This is a genomic window from Leifsonia poae, assembly GCF_050632865.1.
GTDB classification, from domain to species: Bacteria; Actinomycetota; Actinomycetes; order Actinomycetales; family Microbacteriaceae; genus Leifsonia; species Leifsonia poae_B.
Genome location: NZ_JBODSA010000003.1, coordinates 620,296 through 635,941, shown reverse-complemented (window position 1 = coordinate 635,941; position 15,646 = coordinate 620,296). Strand labels below are relative to the sequence as shown.

Annotated in this window: 17 protein-coding genes, 2 tRNA genes and 1 pseudogene; 14 read left to right on the top strand and 6 right to left on the bottom strand. The window is 67.1% G+C overall.

Annotated elements, in window-relative coordinates:
• Window positions 1–2: 2 nt before the first annotated feature.
• The 7 genes and pseudogenes from recF (at window position 3) to ACRAWB_RS13245 (ending at window position 6,985) form a co-directional block, all read left to right on the top strand.
• Window positions 3–1,171: pseudogene (recF, locus tag ACRAWB_RS13275) on the top strand (DNA replication/repair protein RecF).
• Window positions 1,172–1,175: 4 nt separating this feature from the next.
• Complete coding sequence (locus ACRAWB_RS13270; protein WP_431353748.1) at window positions 1,176–1,652, top strand: DUF721 domain-containing protein; 477 nt, start codon at window positions 1,176–1,178, stop codon at window positions 1,650–1,652.
• A gap of 122 nt (window positions 1,653–1,774) precedes the next feature.
• Window positions 1,775–3,778: a DNA topoisomerase (ATP-hydrolyzing) subunit B gene (gyrB, locus tag ACRAWB_RS13265; RefSeq protein ID WP_431353747.1), complete on the top strand. Its 2,004-nt coding sequence runs from the start codon at window positions 1,775–1,777 to the stop codon at window positions 3,776–3,778.
• Between the two features lie 43 nt (window positions 3,779–3,821).
• Window positions 3,822–6,371 carry a DNA gyrase subunit A gene (gyrA, locus tag ACRAWB_RS13260; RefSeq protein ID WP_431353746.1) on the top strand — a complete coding sequence of 850 codons (2,550 nt, stop codon included), beginning with the start codon at window positions 3,822–3,824 and terminating at the stop codon, window positions 6,369–6,371.
• On the top strand, window positions 6,361–6,774 hold the full coding sequence (locus ACRAWB_RS13255; RefSeq protein WP_363806414.1) for a DUF3566 domain-containing protein: 414 nt from the start codon (window positions 6,361–6,363) through the stop codon (window positions 6,772–6,774). Before gyrA ends, ACRAWB_RS13255 begins: the two co-directional genes overlap by 11 nt.
• Window positions 6,775–6,824: 50 nt before the next feature.
• Window positions 6,825–6,901: transfer RNA gene (locus ACRAWB_RS13250), tRNA-Ile, on the top strand.
• 11 nt (window positions 6,902–6,912) lie between these two features.
• Window positions 6,913–6,985 (top strand) — tRNA-Ala (locus ACRAWB_RS13245).
• A 13-nt stretch (window positions 6,986–6,998) separates the two neighbouring features.
• Here ACRAWB_RS13245 and ACRAWB_RS13240 read toward each other — a convergent pair.
• Entirely contained in the window at window positions 6,999–7,463 is a 465-nt protein-coding gene (locus ACRAWB_RS13240; RefSeq protein ID WP_431353745.1) for an Lrp/AsnC family transcriptional regulator, read from the bottom strand.
• 92 nt (window positions 7,464–7,555) lie between these two features.
• On the opposite strand from ACRAWB_RS13240, the gene ACRAWB_RS13235 reads away from it, so the two are divergent.
• A complete protein-coding gene (locus tag ACRAWB_RS13235) occupies window positions 7,556–7,990 on the top strand; it encodes a rhodanese-like domain-containing protein (RefSeq protein ID WP_431353744.1) in 435 nt (144 codons plus the stop codon).
• Here the strand turns inward: ACRAWB_RS13235 and ACRAWB_RS13230 are convergent, their stop codons facing one another.
• The gene (locus tag ACRAWB_RS13230; RefSeq protein ID WP_431353743.1) at window positions 7,991–8,854 is read right to left on the bottom strand and encodes an Fpg/Nei family DNA glycosylase; all 864 of its coding nucleotides are present in this window, start codon (window positions 8,852–8,854) and stop codon (window positions 7,991–7,993) included.
• A 48-nt stretch (window positions 8,855–8,902) separates the two neighbouring features.
• Here ACRAWB_RS13230 and ACRAWB_RS13225 point away from each other — a divergent pair, with 48 nt between their 5' ends.
• A complete protein-coding gene (locus ACRAWB_RS13225) occupies window positions 8,903–9,325 on the top strand; it encodes an NUDIX hydrolase (protein ID WP_431353742.1) in 423 nt (140 codons plus the stop codon).
• Here the strand turns inward: ACRAWB_RS13225 and ACRAWB_RS13220 are convergent.
• On the bottom strand, window positions 9,316–9,522 hold the full coding sequence (locus ACRAWB_RS13220) for a PspC domain-containing protein (protein ID WP_431353741.1): 207 nt from the start codon (window positions 9,520–9,522) through the stop codon (window positions 9,316–9,318). The two genes, ACRAWB_RS13225 and ACRAWB_RS13220, sit on opposite strands and share 10 nt — an antisense overlap.
• Before the next feature lie 75 nt (window positions 9,523–9,597).
• A complete protein-coding gene (locus ACRAWB_RS13215; RefSeq protein ID WP_431353740.1) occupies window positions 9,598–10,179 on the bottom strand; it encodes a hypothetical protein in 582 nt (193 codons plus the stop codon).
• A 123-nt stretch (window positions 10,180–10,302) separates the two neighbouring features.
• Here ACRAWB_RS13215 and ACRAWB_RS13210 point away from each other — a divergent pair, with 123 nt between their 5' ends.
• From ACRAWB_RS13210 to ACRAWB_RS13200, 3 genes are all read left to right on the top strand, one after another.
• Complete coding sequence (locus tag ACRAWB_RS13210; protein ID WP_363806421.1) at window positions 10,303–10,842, top strand: peptidylprolyl isomerase; 540 nt, start codon at window positions 10,303–10,305, stop codon at window positions 10,840–10,842.
• Window positions 10,843–11,056: 214 nt separating this feature from the next.
• Window positions 11,057–11,608, top strand: coding sequence for a rhomboid family intramembrane serine protease (locus tag ACRAWB_RS13205; protein ID WP_431353739.1), 552 nt, complete (start codon window positions 11,057–11,059; stop codon window positions 11,606–11,608).
• Window positions 11,506–11,721 (top strand): rhomboid family intramembrane serine protease, encoded by a 216-nt coding sequence (locus ACRAWB_RS13200; RefSeq protein WP_431353738.1) that lies wholly within the window; start codon window positions 11,506–11,508, stop codon window positions 11,719–11,721. Before ACRAWB_RS13205 ends, ACRAWB_RS13200 begins: the two co-directional genes overlap by 103 nt.
• Before the next feature lie 211 nt (window positions 11,722–11,932).
• Here the strand turns inward: ACRAWB_RS13200 and ACRAWB_RS13195 are convergent, their stop codons facing one another.
• On the bottom strand, window positions 11,933–12,193 hold the full coding sequence (locus ACRAWB_RS13195; protein ID WP_064110473.1) for a cell division protein CrgA: 261 nt from the start codon (window positions 12,191–12,193) through the stop codon (window positions 11,933–11,935).
• A gap of 109 nt (window positions 12,194–12,302) precedes the next feature.
• On the opposite strand from ACRAWB_RS13195, the gene ACRAWB_RS13190 reads away from it, so the two are divergent.
• Together ACRAWB_RS13190 and ACRAWB_RS13185 are read left to right on the top strand one after the other, a co-directional pair.
• Entirely contained in the window at window positions 12,303–13,073 is a 771-nt protein-coding gene (locus ACRAWB_RS13190) for a class E sortase (RefSeq protein ID WP_431353737.1), read from the top strand.
• A 156-nt stretch (window positions 13,074–13,229) separates the two neighbouring features.
• On the top strand, window positions 13,230–13,868 hold the full coding sequence (locus ACRAWB_RS13185; RefSeq protein ID WP_363806426.1) for an anthranilate synthase component II: 639 nt from the start codon (window positions 13,230–13,232) through the stop codon (window positions 13,866–13,868).
• A 21-nt stretch (window positions 13,869–13,889) separates the two neighbouring features.
• On the opposite strand, the gene pknB is transcribed toward ACRAWB_RS13185, so the two are convergent.
• Complete coding sequence (gene pknB, locus ACRAWB_RS13180) at window positions 13,890–15,584, bottom strand: Stk1 family PASTA domain-containing Ser/Thr kinase (protein ID WP_431353736.1); 1,695 nt, start codon at window positions 15,582–15,584, stop codon at window positions 13,890–13,892.
• Window positions 15,585–15,646 lie beyond the last annotated feature (62 nt).

Genomic DNA, 15,646 nt, shown 5'->3' with positions numbered 1-15,646 from the left:
TCTTGCGTGTCACACACCTCTCCCTGACCGACTTCCGCAATTACCGCACCGCGGAGGTGCCGTTCGCGGCCGGCGCGAATCTGTTCGTCGGCCGCAACGGCCAGGGAAAGACCAATCTCGTCGAATCGCTCGGTTATCTGAGCACCCTCGGGTCGCACCGGGTGTCGAGCGACCAGGCGATGATCCGAAAGGATGCCGACGCCGCCATCGTGCGGGCGCGCATCCAGCACGACGGACGCGAGCTGCTGGTCGAGGTGCAGCTCAACCGGTCGTCTCCGAACCGGGCGCAGGTCAACCGAGCGGCGATCAAGCCGCGCGAGTTGCCCCGGTACTTCTCGAGCGTTCTCTTCGCTCCGGAAGATCTCGCGCTCGTCCGGGGGAGCCCGGCATCCGCCGCCGCTTCCTCGATCAGCTGCTGATCCAGCGGAATCCGCGCTTCTCCGGCGTGATCGCCGACTACGAACGGGTGCTCAAGCAGCGCAACACCCTGCTGAAGTCAGCACGTGCGTCGCGCGTGCGCGAGGACCAGCTCGGCACGCTCGACATCTGGGACGAGCGGCTGATCCAGCTGGGCTCCGAGCTGATGGATGCGCGGCTCGACCTGGTCGGCCGGCTGAGCGATCCCCTGGTGGCCGCCTACCGCTCGGTCGCCGGCGACGACCACCATCCTCGGCTGGCACCGCAGCTGACGATCTTCGGCGCTCACGTCGAGGACGACGACGACATCGCCAGCGATGACGCGGTAACGGGGTCAGCCGGTGTCGCTACCCCGGACGCCTTCCGGCGTGCGCTCACAGCCGTGCGCCGCAAGGAGCTCGAGCGCGGTCTCACCCTGGTCGGCCCGCACCGCGACGACGTGCTCTTCGAACTGAACGGCCTCCCGGCCAAGGGGTACGCCAGCCACGGGGAGTCGTGGTCGTTCGCCCTGGCGCTCAAGTTGGCCTCGGCCGAGCTGCTGCGCCGCGAGTCGACGACCGGCGATCCGGTGCTGATCCTCGACGACGTTTTCGCGGAGCTCGACCAGGCCCGACGCCGGATGCTCGCAACCGCCGTATCCGGTTACGAGCAGGTGCTCATCACAGCCGCGGTCTACGACGACGTTCCGGACGAGCTCACCGCTCACACGGTCCGCATCGAGGCCGGCACGATCGTGGAGCCGGCCGGTGCCTGAGCGAGTGAGCGAGGCATCCGCCGTCTACCTGCGACTCAAGTCGCTGTTCACCGGCACACCTGCGCGGCGCAAGCGGGCCACGCGAGACGATCAGGCGGACGGGCTCAGCCGCCCCTTCGGGTCCGGTCGCGATCCGCATGGCGTCGGCGATGTGGTGGACGCCCTCGCCGCTCAGCTCGGCTGGACCTCGGCGCTCGCCCAGTCCGACGTCCTCGAAGGGTGGCGCGAACTGGCGGGCGAAGAGACAGCGAAGCACGCCGTCCCGGAGCAGATCTCCGACGGCGTCCTCGTGGTCCGCTGCGAGTCGACCGCGTGGGCGACGCAGTTGCGGATGATGCGCTCGGAGCTCCTGGCGCGCATCGCGGAGCGGTTCCCGCAGGCCGAGATCGAGTCGATCCGTTTCCAAGGGCCGGACGCCCCCTCTTGGAAAAGAGGCCCCAGGTCGATTCCAGGGCGTGGCCCGCGCGATACTTACGGCTGAGGCCACAAAGAGGTCGACCTGACGCAGAAAATGCGTCAGAAGGCCGTTTCCGGGACTTTTGACCCCCGGCTCTTGGTAGAATGGATTGTCACTACTGAGTGCGGTCAGGAGCCTAATTTCATATGACGATGGAACCGAACGCGGCCGGGACACAACACGAGTACGGCGCGAATGAGATCCAGGTCCTCGAGGGTCTCGAAGCCGTCCGCAAGCGACCCGGAATGTACATCGGTTCCACCGGTCCCCGCGGCCTCCACCACCTGGTTTACGAGATCGTCGACAACTCCGTCGATGAGGCGCTGGCGGGTCACGCCGACAACATCGAGGTGACCATCCTTTCCGACGGCGCCGTGCGCGTCGACGACAACGGTCGTGGCATCCCGGTCGACGAGCACCCGGTCGAGAAGAAGTCGACAGTCGAGGTCGTGCTGACCATCCTGCACGCCGGCGGCAAGTTCGGCGGCGGCGGATACGCGGTCTCGGGCGGTCTGCACGGCGTAGGCAGCTCGGTCGTGAACGCGCTGTCGACCCGTCTCGACGTCGAGGTCCACCGTCAGGGGTACGCCTGGCGTCAGAGCTACCGCAACGGTGTTCCGCAGGCGCCGCTCGAGCAGGGCGAGGCATCGGACCGCACCGGCACGATCATCACGTTCTGGCCGAGCCCCGACACGTTCGAGACCGTCGAGTTCGACTATGAGACGCTGCGCACCCGCTTCCAGCAGATGGCGTTCCTCAACAAGGGCCTCCGCATCGCGCTCACCGACGAGCGGCCGCCGGCGATCGAGCCCGTCGAAGGCGAGGTCGACGACGAAGAGTTCGCCGCGCGGCACGACGTCTTCCTCTACGAGCGCGGTCTGACCGACTACGTGGAATACCTCAACTCGGCCAAGAAGGCGGAGGTCGTGCACGACGAGATCATCTCGTTCGAGTCGGAGGACACCGAGCGCAAGATCGCGCTCGAGGTCGCCATGCAGTGGACGACGAGCTACAACGAGAGCGTCTTCACCTACGCGAACACGATCAACACGCACGAGGGCGGAACCCACGAAGAGGGCTTCCGCGCAGCGCTGACGACGCTGGTCAACCGGTATGCCCGCGAGAAGGGCATCCTGAAGGACAAGGACGACAACCTCTCCGGCGACGACGTGCGCGAAGGTCTCACCGCGGTCATCTCGGTGAAGCTGTCGGAGCCGCAGTTCGAGGGCCAGACCAAGACGAAGCTCGGCAACACCGAGGCCAAGGCCTTCGTACAGAAGGTGGTCGGCGACCAGCTCGGCGACTGGTTCGACCGCAACCCGAACCAGGCGAAGGACATCATCCGCAAGGCGCTTCAGGCGGCGACCGCACGCATCGCGGCCCGCAAGGCCCGCGAGACCGCCCGCCGTAAGGGTCTGCTCGAGAGCGGCGGGATGCCCGGCAAGCTCAAGGACTGCCAGTCGAAGGACCCGACGGTGTCGGAGATCTTCATCGTCGAGGGCGACTCGGCCGGCGGTTCCGCCGTGCAGGGTCGTAATCCTGAGACGCAGGCGATCCTTCCGCTGCGCGGCAAGATCCTGAACGTCGAGAAGGCCCGGCTTGACCGCGCACTCGGCAACAACGAGGTCCAGGCGATGATCACGGCGTTCGGCGCCGGCATCGGCGAGGACTTCGACCCGGAGAAGGCGCGCTATCACAAGATCGTGCTCATGGCCGACGCCGACGTCGACGGCCAGCACATTACCACGCTGCTGCTGACACTCCTGTTCCGCTACATGCGCCCGATGATCGAGCTTGGCTACGTGTACCTCGCGCAGCCGCCGCTCTACCGACTGAAGTGGTCGAACGCGGAGCACGAGTACGTGTACTCCGACCGCGAGCGCGACGCCTTGATGGCCGAGGGACTTGCCGCCGGTAAGCGCATTCCGAAGGACAACGGGGTGCAGCGCTACAAGGGTCTGGGCGAGATGGATTACTCGGAGCTGTGGGAGACCACGATGAACCCCGAGACGCGGACCCTGCTTCAGGTGACGCTCGACGATGCGGCGGTGGCCGACGAGGTCTTCGCCACCCTGATGGGCGAGGACGTCGAGTCGCGTCGCTCCTTCATCCAGAAGAACGCCAAGGACGTGCGGTTCCTCGACATCTGACGCGCGAGCGGCAGAGGCGGGGTACTACGAGGAAGAGAAGACTGTGACGGACGAAGAAAACGTGTCGGGCGACGGAGCCGGCTTCGGCATCCACGGCAGGATCGACCAGGTCGACCTGCAGTCGGAGATGCAGCGGTCGTACCTCGACTACGCGATGTCGGTCATCATCGGCCGCGCGTTGCCGGAGGTCCGCGACGGCCTGAAGCCGGTGCACCGCCGCGTGATCTATGCGATGTTCGACGGCGGGTACCGTCCCGACAAGGCGTTCTCGAAGTGCGCCCGTGTCGTCGGCGACGTGATGGGCCAGTTCCACCCGCACGGCGACACCGCGATCTACGACGCGCTCGTCCGCCTCGTCCAGCCGTGGAGCCTCCGCTATCCGCTGGCCCTCGGCCAGGGCAACTTCGGTTCGCCGGGTAACGACGGCGCCGCGGCGCCGCGATACACCGAGACGAAGATGGCCCCGCTCGCGCTCGAGATGGTGCGCGACATCGACGAGGAGACCGTCGACTTCGTCGACAACTACGATGGCCGCACCCAGGAGCCGGCCGTCCTCCCGAGCCGCTTCCCGAACCTGCTCGTCAACGGCTCGGTGGGCATCGCGGTCGGCATGGCCACGAATATCCCGCCGCACAACCTCCGCGAGGTCGCCGCCGGGGCGCTCTGGCATCTGGAGAACCCGGATGCTCCGCGCGAGGAGCTGCTGGACGAGCTCATCAAGCGGATCAAGGGCCCGGACTTCCCGACGGGCGCGCAGATCCTGGGCACCAAGGGCATCCAGGACGCATACCGAACCGGACGTGGCTCGATCACGATGCGTGCGGTCGTCAACATCGAGGAGATCCAGGGCCGCGTCTGCCTCGTCGTCACCGAGCTGCCGTACCAGGTCAACCCGGACAACCTGGCGATCAAGATCGCCGACCTGGTCAAGGAGGGTCGCATCGGCGGCATCGCGGACATTCGCGACGAGACCTCCGGACGCACGGGCCAGCGCCTCGTCATCGTACTGAAGCGCGATGCCGTCGCCAAGGTCGTACTGAACAACCTGTACAAGCACACGCAGCTGCAGGAGAACTTCGGCGCGAACATGCTCGCGATCGTCGACAACGTGCCTCGCACGCTGTCGCTCGACGGCTTCATCACCGCCTGGGTCGCCCACCAGATCGACGTGATCGTGCGCCGCACCCGGTTCCGTCTGCGCAAGGCGGAGGAGCGCGCACACATCCTGCGCGGCTACCTCAAGGCGCTGGATGCCCTCGACGAGGTCATCGCCCTCATCCGCCGGTCGGCAACGGTCGACGACGCGCGCGAGGGTCTGAAGAGCCTGCTCGATGTCGACGACGTGCAGGCGGACGCGATCCTCGCGATGCAGCTGCGCCGGCTGGCCGCCCTCGAGCGCCAGAAGATCATGGAGGAGGCCGAGGCGATCGAGAAGCAGATCGCCGAGTACCACGCCATCCTCGACGACCCGGCGCGTCAGCGCACGATCGTCAGCGAAGAGCTCACCGAGATCGTCGACCGCTTCGGCGACGACCGCCGCACCGAGATCATGTTCGGCTACGACGGCGACATGAGCATGGAAGACCTCATCCCCGAAGAGGAGATGGTGGTCACCGTCACGCGTGGCGGGTACATCAAGCGCACGCGGAGCGACAACTACCGCAGCCAGCACCGCGGCGGCAAGGGCGTCAAGGGCGCCCAGCTGCGCGGTGAGGATGTGGTCGACCACTTCTTCGTCACGACCACGCACCATTGGCTCCTCTTCTTCACCAACCAGGGACGCGTCTACCGCGCGAAGACCTACGAGGTGCAGGAGGCCGGCCGCGACGCCAAGGGCCAGCACGTCGCGAACCTGCTCGCCATGCAGCCGGATGAGCAGATCGCCGAGATCCTGGACATCCGCGACTACGAGGCAGCGAAGTACCTGGTGCTCGCCACGCGCGAAGGCCTGATCAAGAAGACGGCGCTGTCGGAGTACGACACCAACCGCACCGGCGGCATCATCGCGATCAAGCTCCGCGAGGGCGACGAGCTCGTGTCGGCGCTGCTGGTGGAGGAGGACTCGGACCTCCTGCTCGTGTCCCGCAAGGGCATGTCGATCCGCTTCACCGCTTCGGATGAGGCCCTGCGGCCGATGGGCCGCTCGACCTCGGGCGTGATCGGAATGCACTTCCGTGGAGAGGACAGCCTGCTCGACGCATCGGTCGTCTCCGACGAGGGCTACGTCTTCGTCGTGACCGAGGGCGGGTACGCGAAGCGCACGTCCGCAGACCAGTACCGACTGCAGAACCGCGGCGGTCTGGGCATCAAGGTGGCCAAGCTGAACGACGACCGGGGCGACCTGGTGGGCGCTCTCATCGTCGGCGAAGACGACGAGGTCCTTGTGGTTCTTGCCAGCGGCAAGGTGGTACGCTCTGCCGTGGCCGAGGTACCCGCCAAGGGCCGTGACACCATGGGTGTCGTCTTTGCACGTTTCGCCGAGTCGGACAAGATCATCGCTCTGGCGAAGAACACCGAACGCGACCTCGAGTCCTCCAGTCCCGCGGAGGACGCCGAGGCGGTCGGGAAGGAAGAAACCGTAGATGAGCAGTAGCGTCGCCGACAAGCTCGCCAAGAAGTCGACCCGCCGACCCGCATCCGCCAAGCAGGTGCGGCTCAAGCTGGTCTACATCGACTTCTGGTCGACCGTGAAGCTCTCGTTCCTCGCCGGCATCTGCCTGGCGATCATCGCGATCGTCGGCACCTTCCTGGTCTGGACCGTGCTCGACCGCACCGGCATCTTCGACCAGGTGAACAGCCTGTTCAAGGACATCTCCGGCGCGGGCGGCAGCGACCTCCGCTCGATCCTCGGCCTCGGCCAGGTCATGGGCTTCTCGCTGATCGTGGCCATCCTCGACATCGTCGTGGTGACCGCTCTCGGCGCGGTGTTCGCCCTGCTCTACAACCTCTCGGTGAAGATCACGGGCGGCTTGCTGGTCGGGTTCACCAACAACTGACCGATTTCGCAATGACAGGGCCGATCGGGTAGTCTCGTATCTGCCCATTCGGGGATATAGCTCAGGCGGTTAGAGCGCTTCGCTGATAACGAAGAGGTCCGAGGTTCAAGTCCTCGTATCCCCACCATCACCTTCTACGGGGCCTTAGCTCAGTTGGTAGAGCGCCTGCTTTGCAAGCAGGATGTCAGGAGTTCGAATCTCCTAGGCTCCACACTTTCCCCTCATCAGTCTCCCGGCGGCACGATCGGCCGCGTCGGGAACGGACTCGAGTACGAGACGCTGGTCGTCACGCTCCCCAGGGTACCGACGCGTCCGCTCACCTGCTCCAAGTGCCGCATGGACGTCGCGACCACCTTCAGGATGAAGCAGTCGTCGCCGGTGACATGGTGCGCCTCCACGACCTCCGGGATGTCGGCGAGGAGGTCGTGCAGCGGCTGGTACTGGCTGCTCGGGTACCGCAGGCGCAGGAACGCCAGGATGCCGTACCCGAGCCGGTCGGGATCGACCACCGCTCGGTAGCCCGCGATCACCCCGGCCTCCTCGAGCCGGCGAATACGCTCGGCGACCGCGCTGTTCGACATGTGGACGCGTCGGGCCAACTCGGCGATCGACTGCCGGCCGTCGCGCTGGAGTTCGGCGAGGAGCGCACGATCGACGCTGTCGGCGGTGAACGGAAGAGTGACGGCCATGCCGCGATTCTGGCACGGAATCGACGGCGGGAAGGTGAGAGTGCCGTGGATCATCTGTTCCATCGGGCCGATCGCCTTTCTAGGCTCGATGCATGATCACGACGACCTCCGAAGCCGCCCGCCACTTCGCCGCGAAGCTCCAGTTCGAGACCGACCCCTCCGATGTGAAGGCGGCCATGGACGCGGGGGAGCACTTCGTGCTGGTCGACTCGCGAGGCGAGGCGGCCTGGCAGCAGGGGCGCGTCGCAGGAGCCATCCACCTGCCGACTGCCGAGATCGCCGACCGGGCGCCCGAGCTGATCGCGCCGGACACTCCGGTCGTCGTGTACTGCTGGGGTCCGGGTTGCAACGGGTCGACCCGCGCGGCACTCGCGTTCTCCCTGCTCGGCTACGAGGTGCGCGAGATGATCGGCGGCTTCGAGTACTGGGCGCGCGAGGGATACCCGGTCGTGGATGACGCCGGTCCGGTCGTGCGCGCGATCGACGAGCTCACCGCCCCGCTCGGCGGTATCGACTGCGCGTGCTGACTACTTGAGCAGTCGGCTCAGGACGCGGTCGGCGAGAGGCTTACCGCCGGTCTGGCAGGTGGGGCAGTACTGGAACGTCGAATCGTGGAAGATGACCTGACGGATCGTGTCTCCGCACACCGGGCACGCTTCTCCGGTGCGGCCGTGGACGCGGAGGTTCGACTTCTTCTCGCTCTTGAGCTCCGACGCGGCGAGGCCGTCCGCGCGGGCTAGCGCGTCCCGCAGCGTCGACTGGACGGCCTCGTAGAGGCGCGCGACGTCGTCCGCGCCCATGTTGGCCGGCTTGTACGGCGACATCTTGGCCACGTGCAGGATCTCGTCCGAGTACGCGTTGCCGATTCCGGCGATGAGCGACTGGTTGCGCAGCACTCCCTTGATCTGGGCACGGCCTTGCCCGGCGAGGATGTCGGCGAAGACCGCCTCGGTGAACGCGGCGTCGAGGGGATCGGGGCCGAGGCGCGCGATGCCCGGCACCTCCGACGGATCGGGGACCACGAGGATCGCGAGACTCTTCTTCGTCCCCGCTTCGGTGATGTCGAGGCCGGAGCCGTCGTCGAGCACCAGGCGCGCGGCCAGTGGCCCCTTGCCCAGGCGCCCGGTCGGCGGGGGCGGCGGCTTGTCGCGCCAGCGGATCCAGCCGGCTCTCGCGAGGTGGATGATCACGTGCAACTCGCCCGCGGCGATGTCGAGGAACTTGCCGTGCCGGCTGACGCCGTCGATGGTCAGGCCGTGCAGGGCGTCGGCGGGCGGGTCGAAGGTCTTCAGCGCGGAGAACGCGACGATGCTGAGCCGATCGATGACACGGCCTTTCAGCCGACGGTCGAGATCGGCGGCGAGGGCGGTGACTTCCGGGAGTTCGGGCATCACCCCTAGTCTGCCCCCGACCACCGATAACGGCAGTAGTGTGAGGCGGTGGATATCCGAGTCGCGGCCTACGGCGTCATCACCGACGGCGACCGCATCCTCCTCGCGCACTGGAACGAGAGCGGCCGATCCGGCTGGACCCTGCCCGGGGGCGGGATCGATCCAGGGGAGGACCCGGCGGACGCGGTCGTGCGAGAGATCGCGGAGGAAACTGGGTACGCGGCCGAAGCCGGTGACCTGCTCGGGATCGACTCGAAGGTGATCCCGCCCGAGCACCGCTTCATGCCGGATGCCGGCCCGCTCCACGCGCTCCGGATCATCTACCGGGCGAGCGTCGTCGGAGGCACCCTCACGAACGAGCTGGACGGCACGACCGACGAGGCGGCGTGGTTCCCGCTCGGCAGCATCCCGAAACGCCGGGTGGAACTGGTCGACATCGCGCTCCGGTTCGCCGGACTCGATCAGGCCTGAGTGTTCGCGGGGCGGCTCTGCTCGGACGGCATCAGGATCCACAACACGATGTAGGCGAGGAACTGCGGGCCAGGAAGCAGGCAGGACAGCAGGAACAGGATGCGCACGGTCCACGGGCGCAACCCGAACCGCCAGGCGAGGCCGGCGCAGACGCCGGCGAGGATGCGCTCATCACGGGGTCGGAAGAGAGTGTTCATGCTCTCCAGCCTCGCAGCGGGCGTGCGGCGTCGCCATCGGGGAAACCCCCGAATCGACCCTGGGGTCGGCTGCCGCTACTGCTGCGGCTCGGCCGCGGAGTCGGTGGAAGACGCGGGAGTCGTCGGCTCCTCGTCGGCCACCCACAGCTCGTCGTCGGCGCGGAAGGTCTGCCAGACGGCGTAGAGCAATCCCACGGCCGCAATGAGTCCCAAACCGATGGCGATGACGCCGCCGGCGCCGGGGCCCGACTTCTGAGGTTCCACCTTGACCTTCTTCGAGAGCTCCTTGCGCGCCTTCTGGAAGTCGCCGGCGAATGCGGCGGACCGGGCGGCGCGCGCGTGGTCGACCACCGAGAGCGCGGTGCCGACGACGGTGCCGACGGCCGGGATGACGTCGCGGACGACCTTCTCCCGAGCCTGACCGGCGTAGCGGCCCGCGGTGTCCTTCGCCGCCTGTGCCGTGGGAACGACGTACTGGTCGTACCCTTCACGGACGCGGGGCCCGATCTCCTCGCGGGTGTAATAGGCCGCCTGCTTGCGGGCCTCCGCGGCAAGCGCGTTGGCGTTCGCCAGGACCTCCTGCTGCTGACTCCACAGCTCCTCGGCTCCGCTGCGCAGTCGCTTGAGTTCCTTCTGGCGCTTCCGTGTCAGGCTCATCTGTTCCTCCGTCGAGTCATCGGTGGCGACTGACTCCATCTTGCCACCGAAAGGGCTGGGGATGGCCCGAGAGCTCTTCCGGCTGCCCAGGTCGCCTATACGCCCTGTGCAAGAATTGGTGCCATGTCTAAGCACACCGCTGTCGCCACGCTCCACACTAACTACGGAGACATCAAGGTCAACCTCTTCGGTAACCATGCACCGAAGACGGTGCGCAACTTCGAGGGTCTGGCGACGGGCGAGATCGAGTGGACGCATCCCGCCACGGGCGAGAAGACGAACGCTCCTCTCTACAACGGTGTGGTCTTCCACCGCATCATCCCCGGCTTCATGATCCAGGGCGGCGACCCGCTCGGTCAGGGCGTCGGCGGCCCGGGCTACCAGTTCGACGACGAGATCAACCCGGAGCTCGACTTCACCCAGCCGTACATCCTCGCGATGGCGAACGCCGGCGTCCAGGGTGGCCGCGGTACGAACGGATCGCAGTTCTTCATCACGGTCGCGCCGACCACGTGGCTGCAGGGCAAGCACACGATCTTCGGCGAGGTCGCCGACGACGCGTCGCGCAAGATCGTCGACAAGCTCGCGGAGGTTCCGACCGACGCGCGCGACCGGCCGCTGGACGACGTGGTCATCGAGTCGATCGACATCGAGAAGGTCTGAACAGAGAGGCGGGCGGAGTAGAACGATGACTCAGCCCGTCGGCGCGCGCGCCAATTACTGCTACCGCCATCCCGATCGCGAGAGCTATGTGGCCTGCCAGCGGTGCGGCCGCACCATCTGCGGTGAGTGCCAGACCCCTGGCGCGGTCGGTGTGGTGTGCCCGGAATGCATGGCGCAGCAGCGCGCTTCGCACCCGCACACCAAGCCTGCGTGGATGACGCGACTCACCGGGCAGAACGCGCCCGTTGTGACCTACGCGATCATCGGTGTGTGCGTCCTGGTCTTCATCGTGCAGACCGTCGGCGATCTACTCGGCTTCCAGGTGACGAACGCCCTGCGCTATGCGGGCGCGTACTCGTATCCCGCCTCGGTGTCCGGGGCGTTCGAACCGTGGCGGATGTTCACGAGCATCTTCGCGCACGCCAACATCCTGCACCTGCTGCTCAACATGTACACGCTGTTCATCTTCGGCTCCGTGCTCGAGCCGATGCTGGGACGTGTCCGCTATCTGGCCTTGTTCTTGATCAGCGGCTTCGCCGGTTCCCTCGGCGTGCTGCTGATCGCGTCACCCGTCGTGCCGGTGGTCGGGGCGTCCGGCGCCATCTTCGGACTCTTCGGCGCCTTCTTCATCATCCAACGACGACTGGGGGCAACGCCACCCAGATGCTGGTGCTGCTCGCGATCAACCTGGGCATCGGGTTCCTCCCCGGGTTCAACATCGCCTGGCAGGCCCATGTCGGCGGACTCATCGGCGGCGTGCTGGTAGGCCTGATCTTCGTGGAGACGCGGCAGGTCCAGCGGCGCCGGTGGCAGCTGCCCCTTCTCGTGGCGCTGTGCGTCGTCTTCGTGGCGCTGAGCCTCATCCACTTCTTCGTGTAATTACCCACATCGCGTGGATAAGTTATCCACAGGCTTATTAACACTGTGGGTAATTACACGGCTGTAACTCTCCACAGGCTTATTAACACTGGGGAAATCGCAGGCGAACCGGCGGCAACTGTTCACAGGTGTCCTGTGGAGAACTGTGGAAAACACGAAGCCCGGGCCGGCTCAGTGCCGACCCGGGCTCGGGGCACGGGATGCGAGAGGTCTACCGCCAGCGGGTGGTCATGAGGAAGCCGATGAAGGCTATCCCGAAGCCGACGAGGATGTTCCAGGCGCCGAGGGCCGGGATGGGGTACTGGTTCTGGCTGACGTAGAAGACGATGATCCAGATGAGGCCGAGCAGCATGAAGCCGAACATCAGCGGCTTGAACCACACAGGGTTCGGCGCCTCTTCTCCGGACGCCGCTGCGGTGCGCTCAGCGCGGGCGGGTCGCTCGGGTTTCGTCTTCGACTTGCTGCGTGCCATAGCACCACAGTGTAGCGGGGAAGGCGGGGGCTTCCTGAGGCCCCCGTACGGGGGAGGGGCCTGTGGACTGCGTGTCGATTCCCAGTCACCGCTCTCTAGAATGTGACACATGACCACCGAGGAGACGCGCAGGAGCCGGCGACGCCGGCCGCGGCGGCGTCCCACCGTGCTCGGTGTGCTGGGTGAACTCCTCATCACCGGTGGCGTGCTGGTCCTGCTGTTCCTGGGCTGGCAGATCTGGTGGAACAACCTCGTCACCTCCAACCAGCAGACGTCGGCCGCCGCGCAGCAGAGCCAGAAGTGGATCGATGACGCGATCAAGGCGCCGAAGCCCACGCCCGATACCGAGGCCGCGCAGGCCGATCCTCCCGTGTTGGCCAAGCCGGCCCCGTACGAGCCGTTCGCGGTGATGTACGTGCCGCGCCTCGGCGGCGACTGGAAGCGCACCATCCGGCAGACCGTCGACACGGAGCGGGTTCTCAACAGCTACACCGCCGGCGTGGGTCACTACATCGACACGCAGATGCCCGGCCAGGTCGGCAACTTCGCCGTCGCCGGCCACGACTCCGGGTGGGGCAACACCTTCATCAACCTGTCCAAGCTGCGCATCGGCGACCGGATCTACATCCAGACCAAGGACGGCTGGTACACGTACACGTTCCGCAACTTCGAGTACGTGCAGCCCTCGGCGGTCGGCGTGCTGCTGCCGGTCCCGCGGCAGCCCGGCGCGACCCCGGTCGAGCGGTTCATGACCATCACCACGTGCAACCCGCCCTTCGCCGCGGGCGAGCGGCTGATCGCGTACAGCGTCTACCAGTCGTACTCGCCGCCGCAGGACGTTCCGAGCGAGATCGCCGCCGCGGTCGGACAGGGAGGCTGACATGTACGCAGCGCTCTGGCGCCTCCTGCCCGGACCCTGGTGGGTGCGGCTCCTGCTTCTTTTGATCCTCATCGCGGTCGTGCTGTTCGCCCTTGTTACCTGGGTGTTCCCTTGGGTGGATTCGCTCGTCGGTCCACAGGAAGGTACCGTGGGCACGTGACCCGCGTCCTCGTCATCGACAACTACGACAGCTTCGTGTACACGCTGAACGGCTACCTCCAGGAGCTCGGCGCCGAAACGGAGGTCGTCCGCAACGATGACATCGCGGTCGAGGATCTTCCGGCGAAGCTCGCCGAGTACGACGCCGTCCTCATCTCTCCCGGGCCGGGCAAGCCGGCCGACGCGGGCGTCTCCATCCCGGTCGTCGAGCAGGCGCTGTCCACCGGACAGCCGCTCCTGGGCGTCTGCCTCGGGCACCAGGCGATCGCCGAGGCCTTCGGCGGCGTGGTGACCAACGCCGAGGAGCTGATGCACGGCAAGACCTCGCAGGTCGGGCACGACGACAGCCCGCTGTTCGACGGTGTCGCGCAGCCGTTCACGGCGACGCGGTACCACTCGCTCGCGGTGGTCAACGGCACGCTCCCGGACGACCTGAACGTGACCGCGCGCACCGCGGGCGGCGTGATCATGGCGCTGCAGCACCGCGAGGCGCCGATCTACGGTGTGCAGTTCCACCCGGAGTCGGTGCTCACCGAGGGCGGCTACCGGATGCTGGGCAACTGGCTCGAGGTCGCCGGACTGGCCGGCGCCGCGGAGGCGTCGCGCTCGCTCAGCCCGCTGGTCAAACTGGGCTGAACCCGGAGCGCTCCCAGCGCGTCAGCCGGAGCAGTAGGTCAGGTCGACCGTCGTGCCCTGCGGCACGTCTCCCGGCGCCACCGACTGGGTGTGCACCATCGTCGCGCCCTTGTCCTGTGGGCAGCTGGGATCCGGCTTCGGGTTCGCGGTCAGGCCCAGCTGCGACAGGATGCCCGTCGCCGCCTGGATCGTCTGACCGGTCAGGTCGGTGAGCGTCACCTTGCCGCTCGACACGTGCAGACCGATGGGATCGCCCTCGTGCGCGGAGGCGTTCGGTGCGGGATCGGTCGTGATCACGACGTTCGCGGGCACGCTCGGCGAGTTCTCCGACGTCGTCGGACCGACGGTGAGGCCGGCCTGTTGCAGCGCTGCGGTCGCGGCATCCACCGTCATGTTGTGCACATCCGGCACCGTGACCGTCTTCTTGCCCGTCGACACGTACACCGTGATGGTGTCGCCGGTGGCGACCACGATGCCGGCACCGGGATCGGTGCGGATGACCTGGCCCTGCGCGTACGTCGGGCTGGACTCGGTGGATTGGACCCACTTGAGCTTCATGTCGTCGAGCTGGGCCGTGGCCTTGTCGAGCGTCTGACCCGAGAGGTTGGGGACCTTGCGGGAGGTGTCGGGCATCGTGGTGCTCGGCGCGAGACGGAGCACCCACGCGAGGACGGCGACGATGACCACGGCCATGATCGCGATGCCCGCCCAGATCCAGATGACCGGTGGGCGCCGCTGCGTGCGCGTCATGGTCTGGTCCTCGGCCAGCTGACGGAACGCCGCCTCCGGGCCGGAGACGGAACTCGGCGGAGCGCCGAACAGCGTCTCGGCGAACTCGTCCTCGTGCTTGCGCTTCGGGATGCGGCCGGCGGCGGCCTCCTCGAGGTCGGCGCGGAACTCGGCGACGGTCTGGTACCGCTCGAAGCGGTCCTTGGTGAGCGCTCGGGCGACCACTACATCCATCGCCGGCGACACCTTGGGATTCACGGTGCTCGGGGCGACCGGGGTCTCGCTGACGTGCTGGTACGCGACGGCGACAGGGGTGTCTCCCCGGAACGGCGGGCGGCCGGTCAGCATCTCGAAGAGGACGACGCCGGTGGAGTACAGGTCGGTGCGCGCATCCACCGACTCGCCCTTCGCCTGCTCGGGCGAGAAGTAGCTGGCCGTGCCGAGGACGGCGGTCGTCTGGGCGACGGTCGCGGACGAGTCGCTGATCGCGCGCGCGATGCCGAAGTCCATCACCTTGACCTGACCGGTCTTGGTGATCATGACGTTGCCCGGCTTGATGTCGCGGTGCACGACGCCGGCGCGGTGCGAGTACTCGAGGGCGGTGAGGATGCCCTCGGTGATTCGCACGGCCTCCTGCACCTCGAGCGGGCCGCGCTTGATCAGGTCTTTGAGGAGGACGCCGTCGACGTACTCCATGACGATGAAGGGCAGTTGCGCCTCGTGGCCGTTCGGCTCGCGCACCGTCTCTTCGCCGGCGTCGAACACGCGGACGATCGTCGGGTGGGTCATGCGCGCGGCGGCCTGCGCCTCCTGACGGAAGCGCGTGCGGAACGCCGGGTCGGTCGCGAGCGAGGGCTTCAGGAGCTTGATCGCGACGGTGCGGCCGAGCCGCGAGTCGGTGCCGCGGTGCACGTCGGACATGCCGCCGCGACCGATGAGTTCGCCCACCTGATATCGGCCTGCGAGCAGGCGGCTATCTGGGCTCAACGCGGACTCCTTCTCGGTGCATGACTCCGGATAGTGTAGCGGGGCGTGGCTGGGTATCTCCC

Bases quoted from the DNA above. Each gene is read 5' to 3' on its own strand.
- gyrB (WP_431353747.1), top strand. From the start codon at position 1,775: ATGACGATGGAACCGAACGCGGCCGGGACACAACACGAGTACGGCGCG.
- ACRAWB_RS13255 (WP_363806414.1), top strand. From the start codon at position 6,361: ATGAGCAGTAGCGTCGCCGACAAGCTCGCCAAGAAGTCGACCCGCCGA.
- ACRAWB_RS13240 (WP_431353745.1), bottom strand. From the start codon at position 7,463: ATGGCCGTCACTCTTCCGTTCACCGCCGACAGCGTCGATCGTGCGCTC.
- ACRAWB_RS13235 (WP_431353744.1), top strand. From the start codon at position 7,556: ATGATCACGACGACCTCCGAAGCCGCCCGCCACTTCGCCGCGAAGCTC.
- ACRAWB_RS13230 (WP_431353743.1), bottom strand. From the start codon at position 8,854: ATGCCCGAACTCCCGGAAGTCACCGCCCTCGCCGCCGATCTCGACCGT.
- ACRAWB_RS13220 (WP_431353741.1), bottom strand. From the start codon at position 9,522: ATGAACACTCTCTTCCGACCCCGTGATGAGCGCATCCTCGCCGGCGTC.
- ACRAWB_RS13215 (WP_431353740.1), bottom strand. From the start codon at position 10,179: ATGAGCCTGACACGGAAGCGCCAGAAGGAACTCAAGCGACTGCGCAGC.
- ACRAWB_RS13210 (WP_363806421.1), top strand. From the start codon at position 10,303: ATGTCTAAGCACACCGCTGTCGCCACGCTCCACACTAACTACGGAGAC.
- ACRAWB_RS13205 (WP_431353739.1), top strand. From the start codon at position 11,057: ATGACGCGACTCACCGGGCAGAACGCGCCCGTTGTGACCTACGCGATC.
- ACRAWB_RS13200 (WP_431353738.1), top strand. From the start codon at position 11,506: ATGCTGGTGCTGCTCGCGATCAACCTGGGCATCGGGTTCCTCCCCGGG.
- ACRAWB_RS13195 (WP_064110473.1), bottom strand. From the start codon at position 12,193: ATGGCACGCAGCAAGTCGAAGACGAAACCCGAGCGACCCGCCCGCGCT.
- ACRAWB_RS13190 (WP_431353737.1), top strand. From the start codon at position 12,303: ATGACCACCGAGGAGACGCGCAGGAGCCGGCGACGCCGGCCGCGGCGG.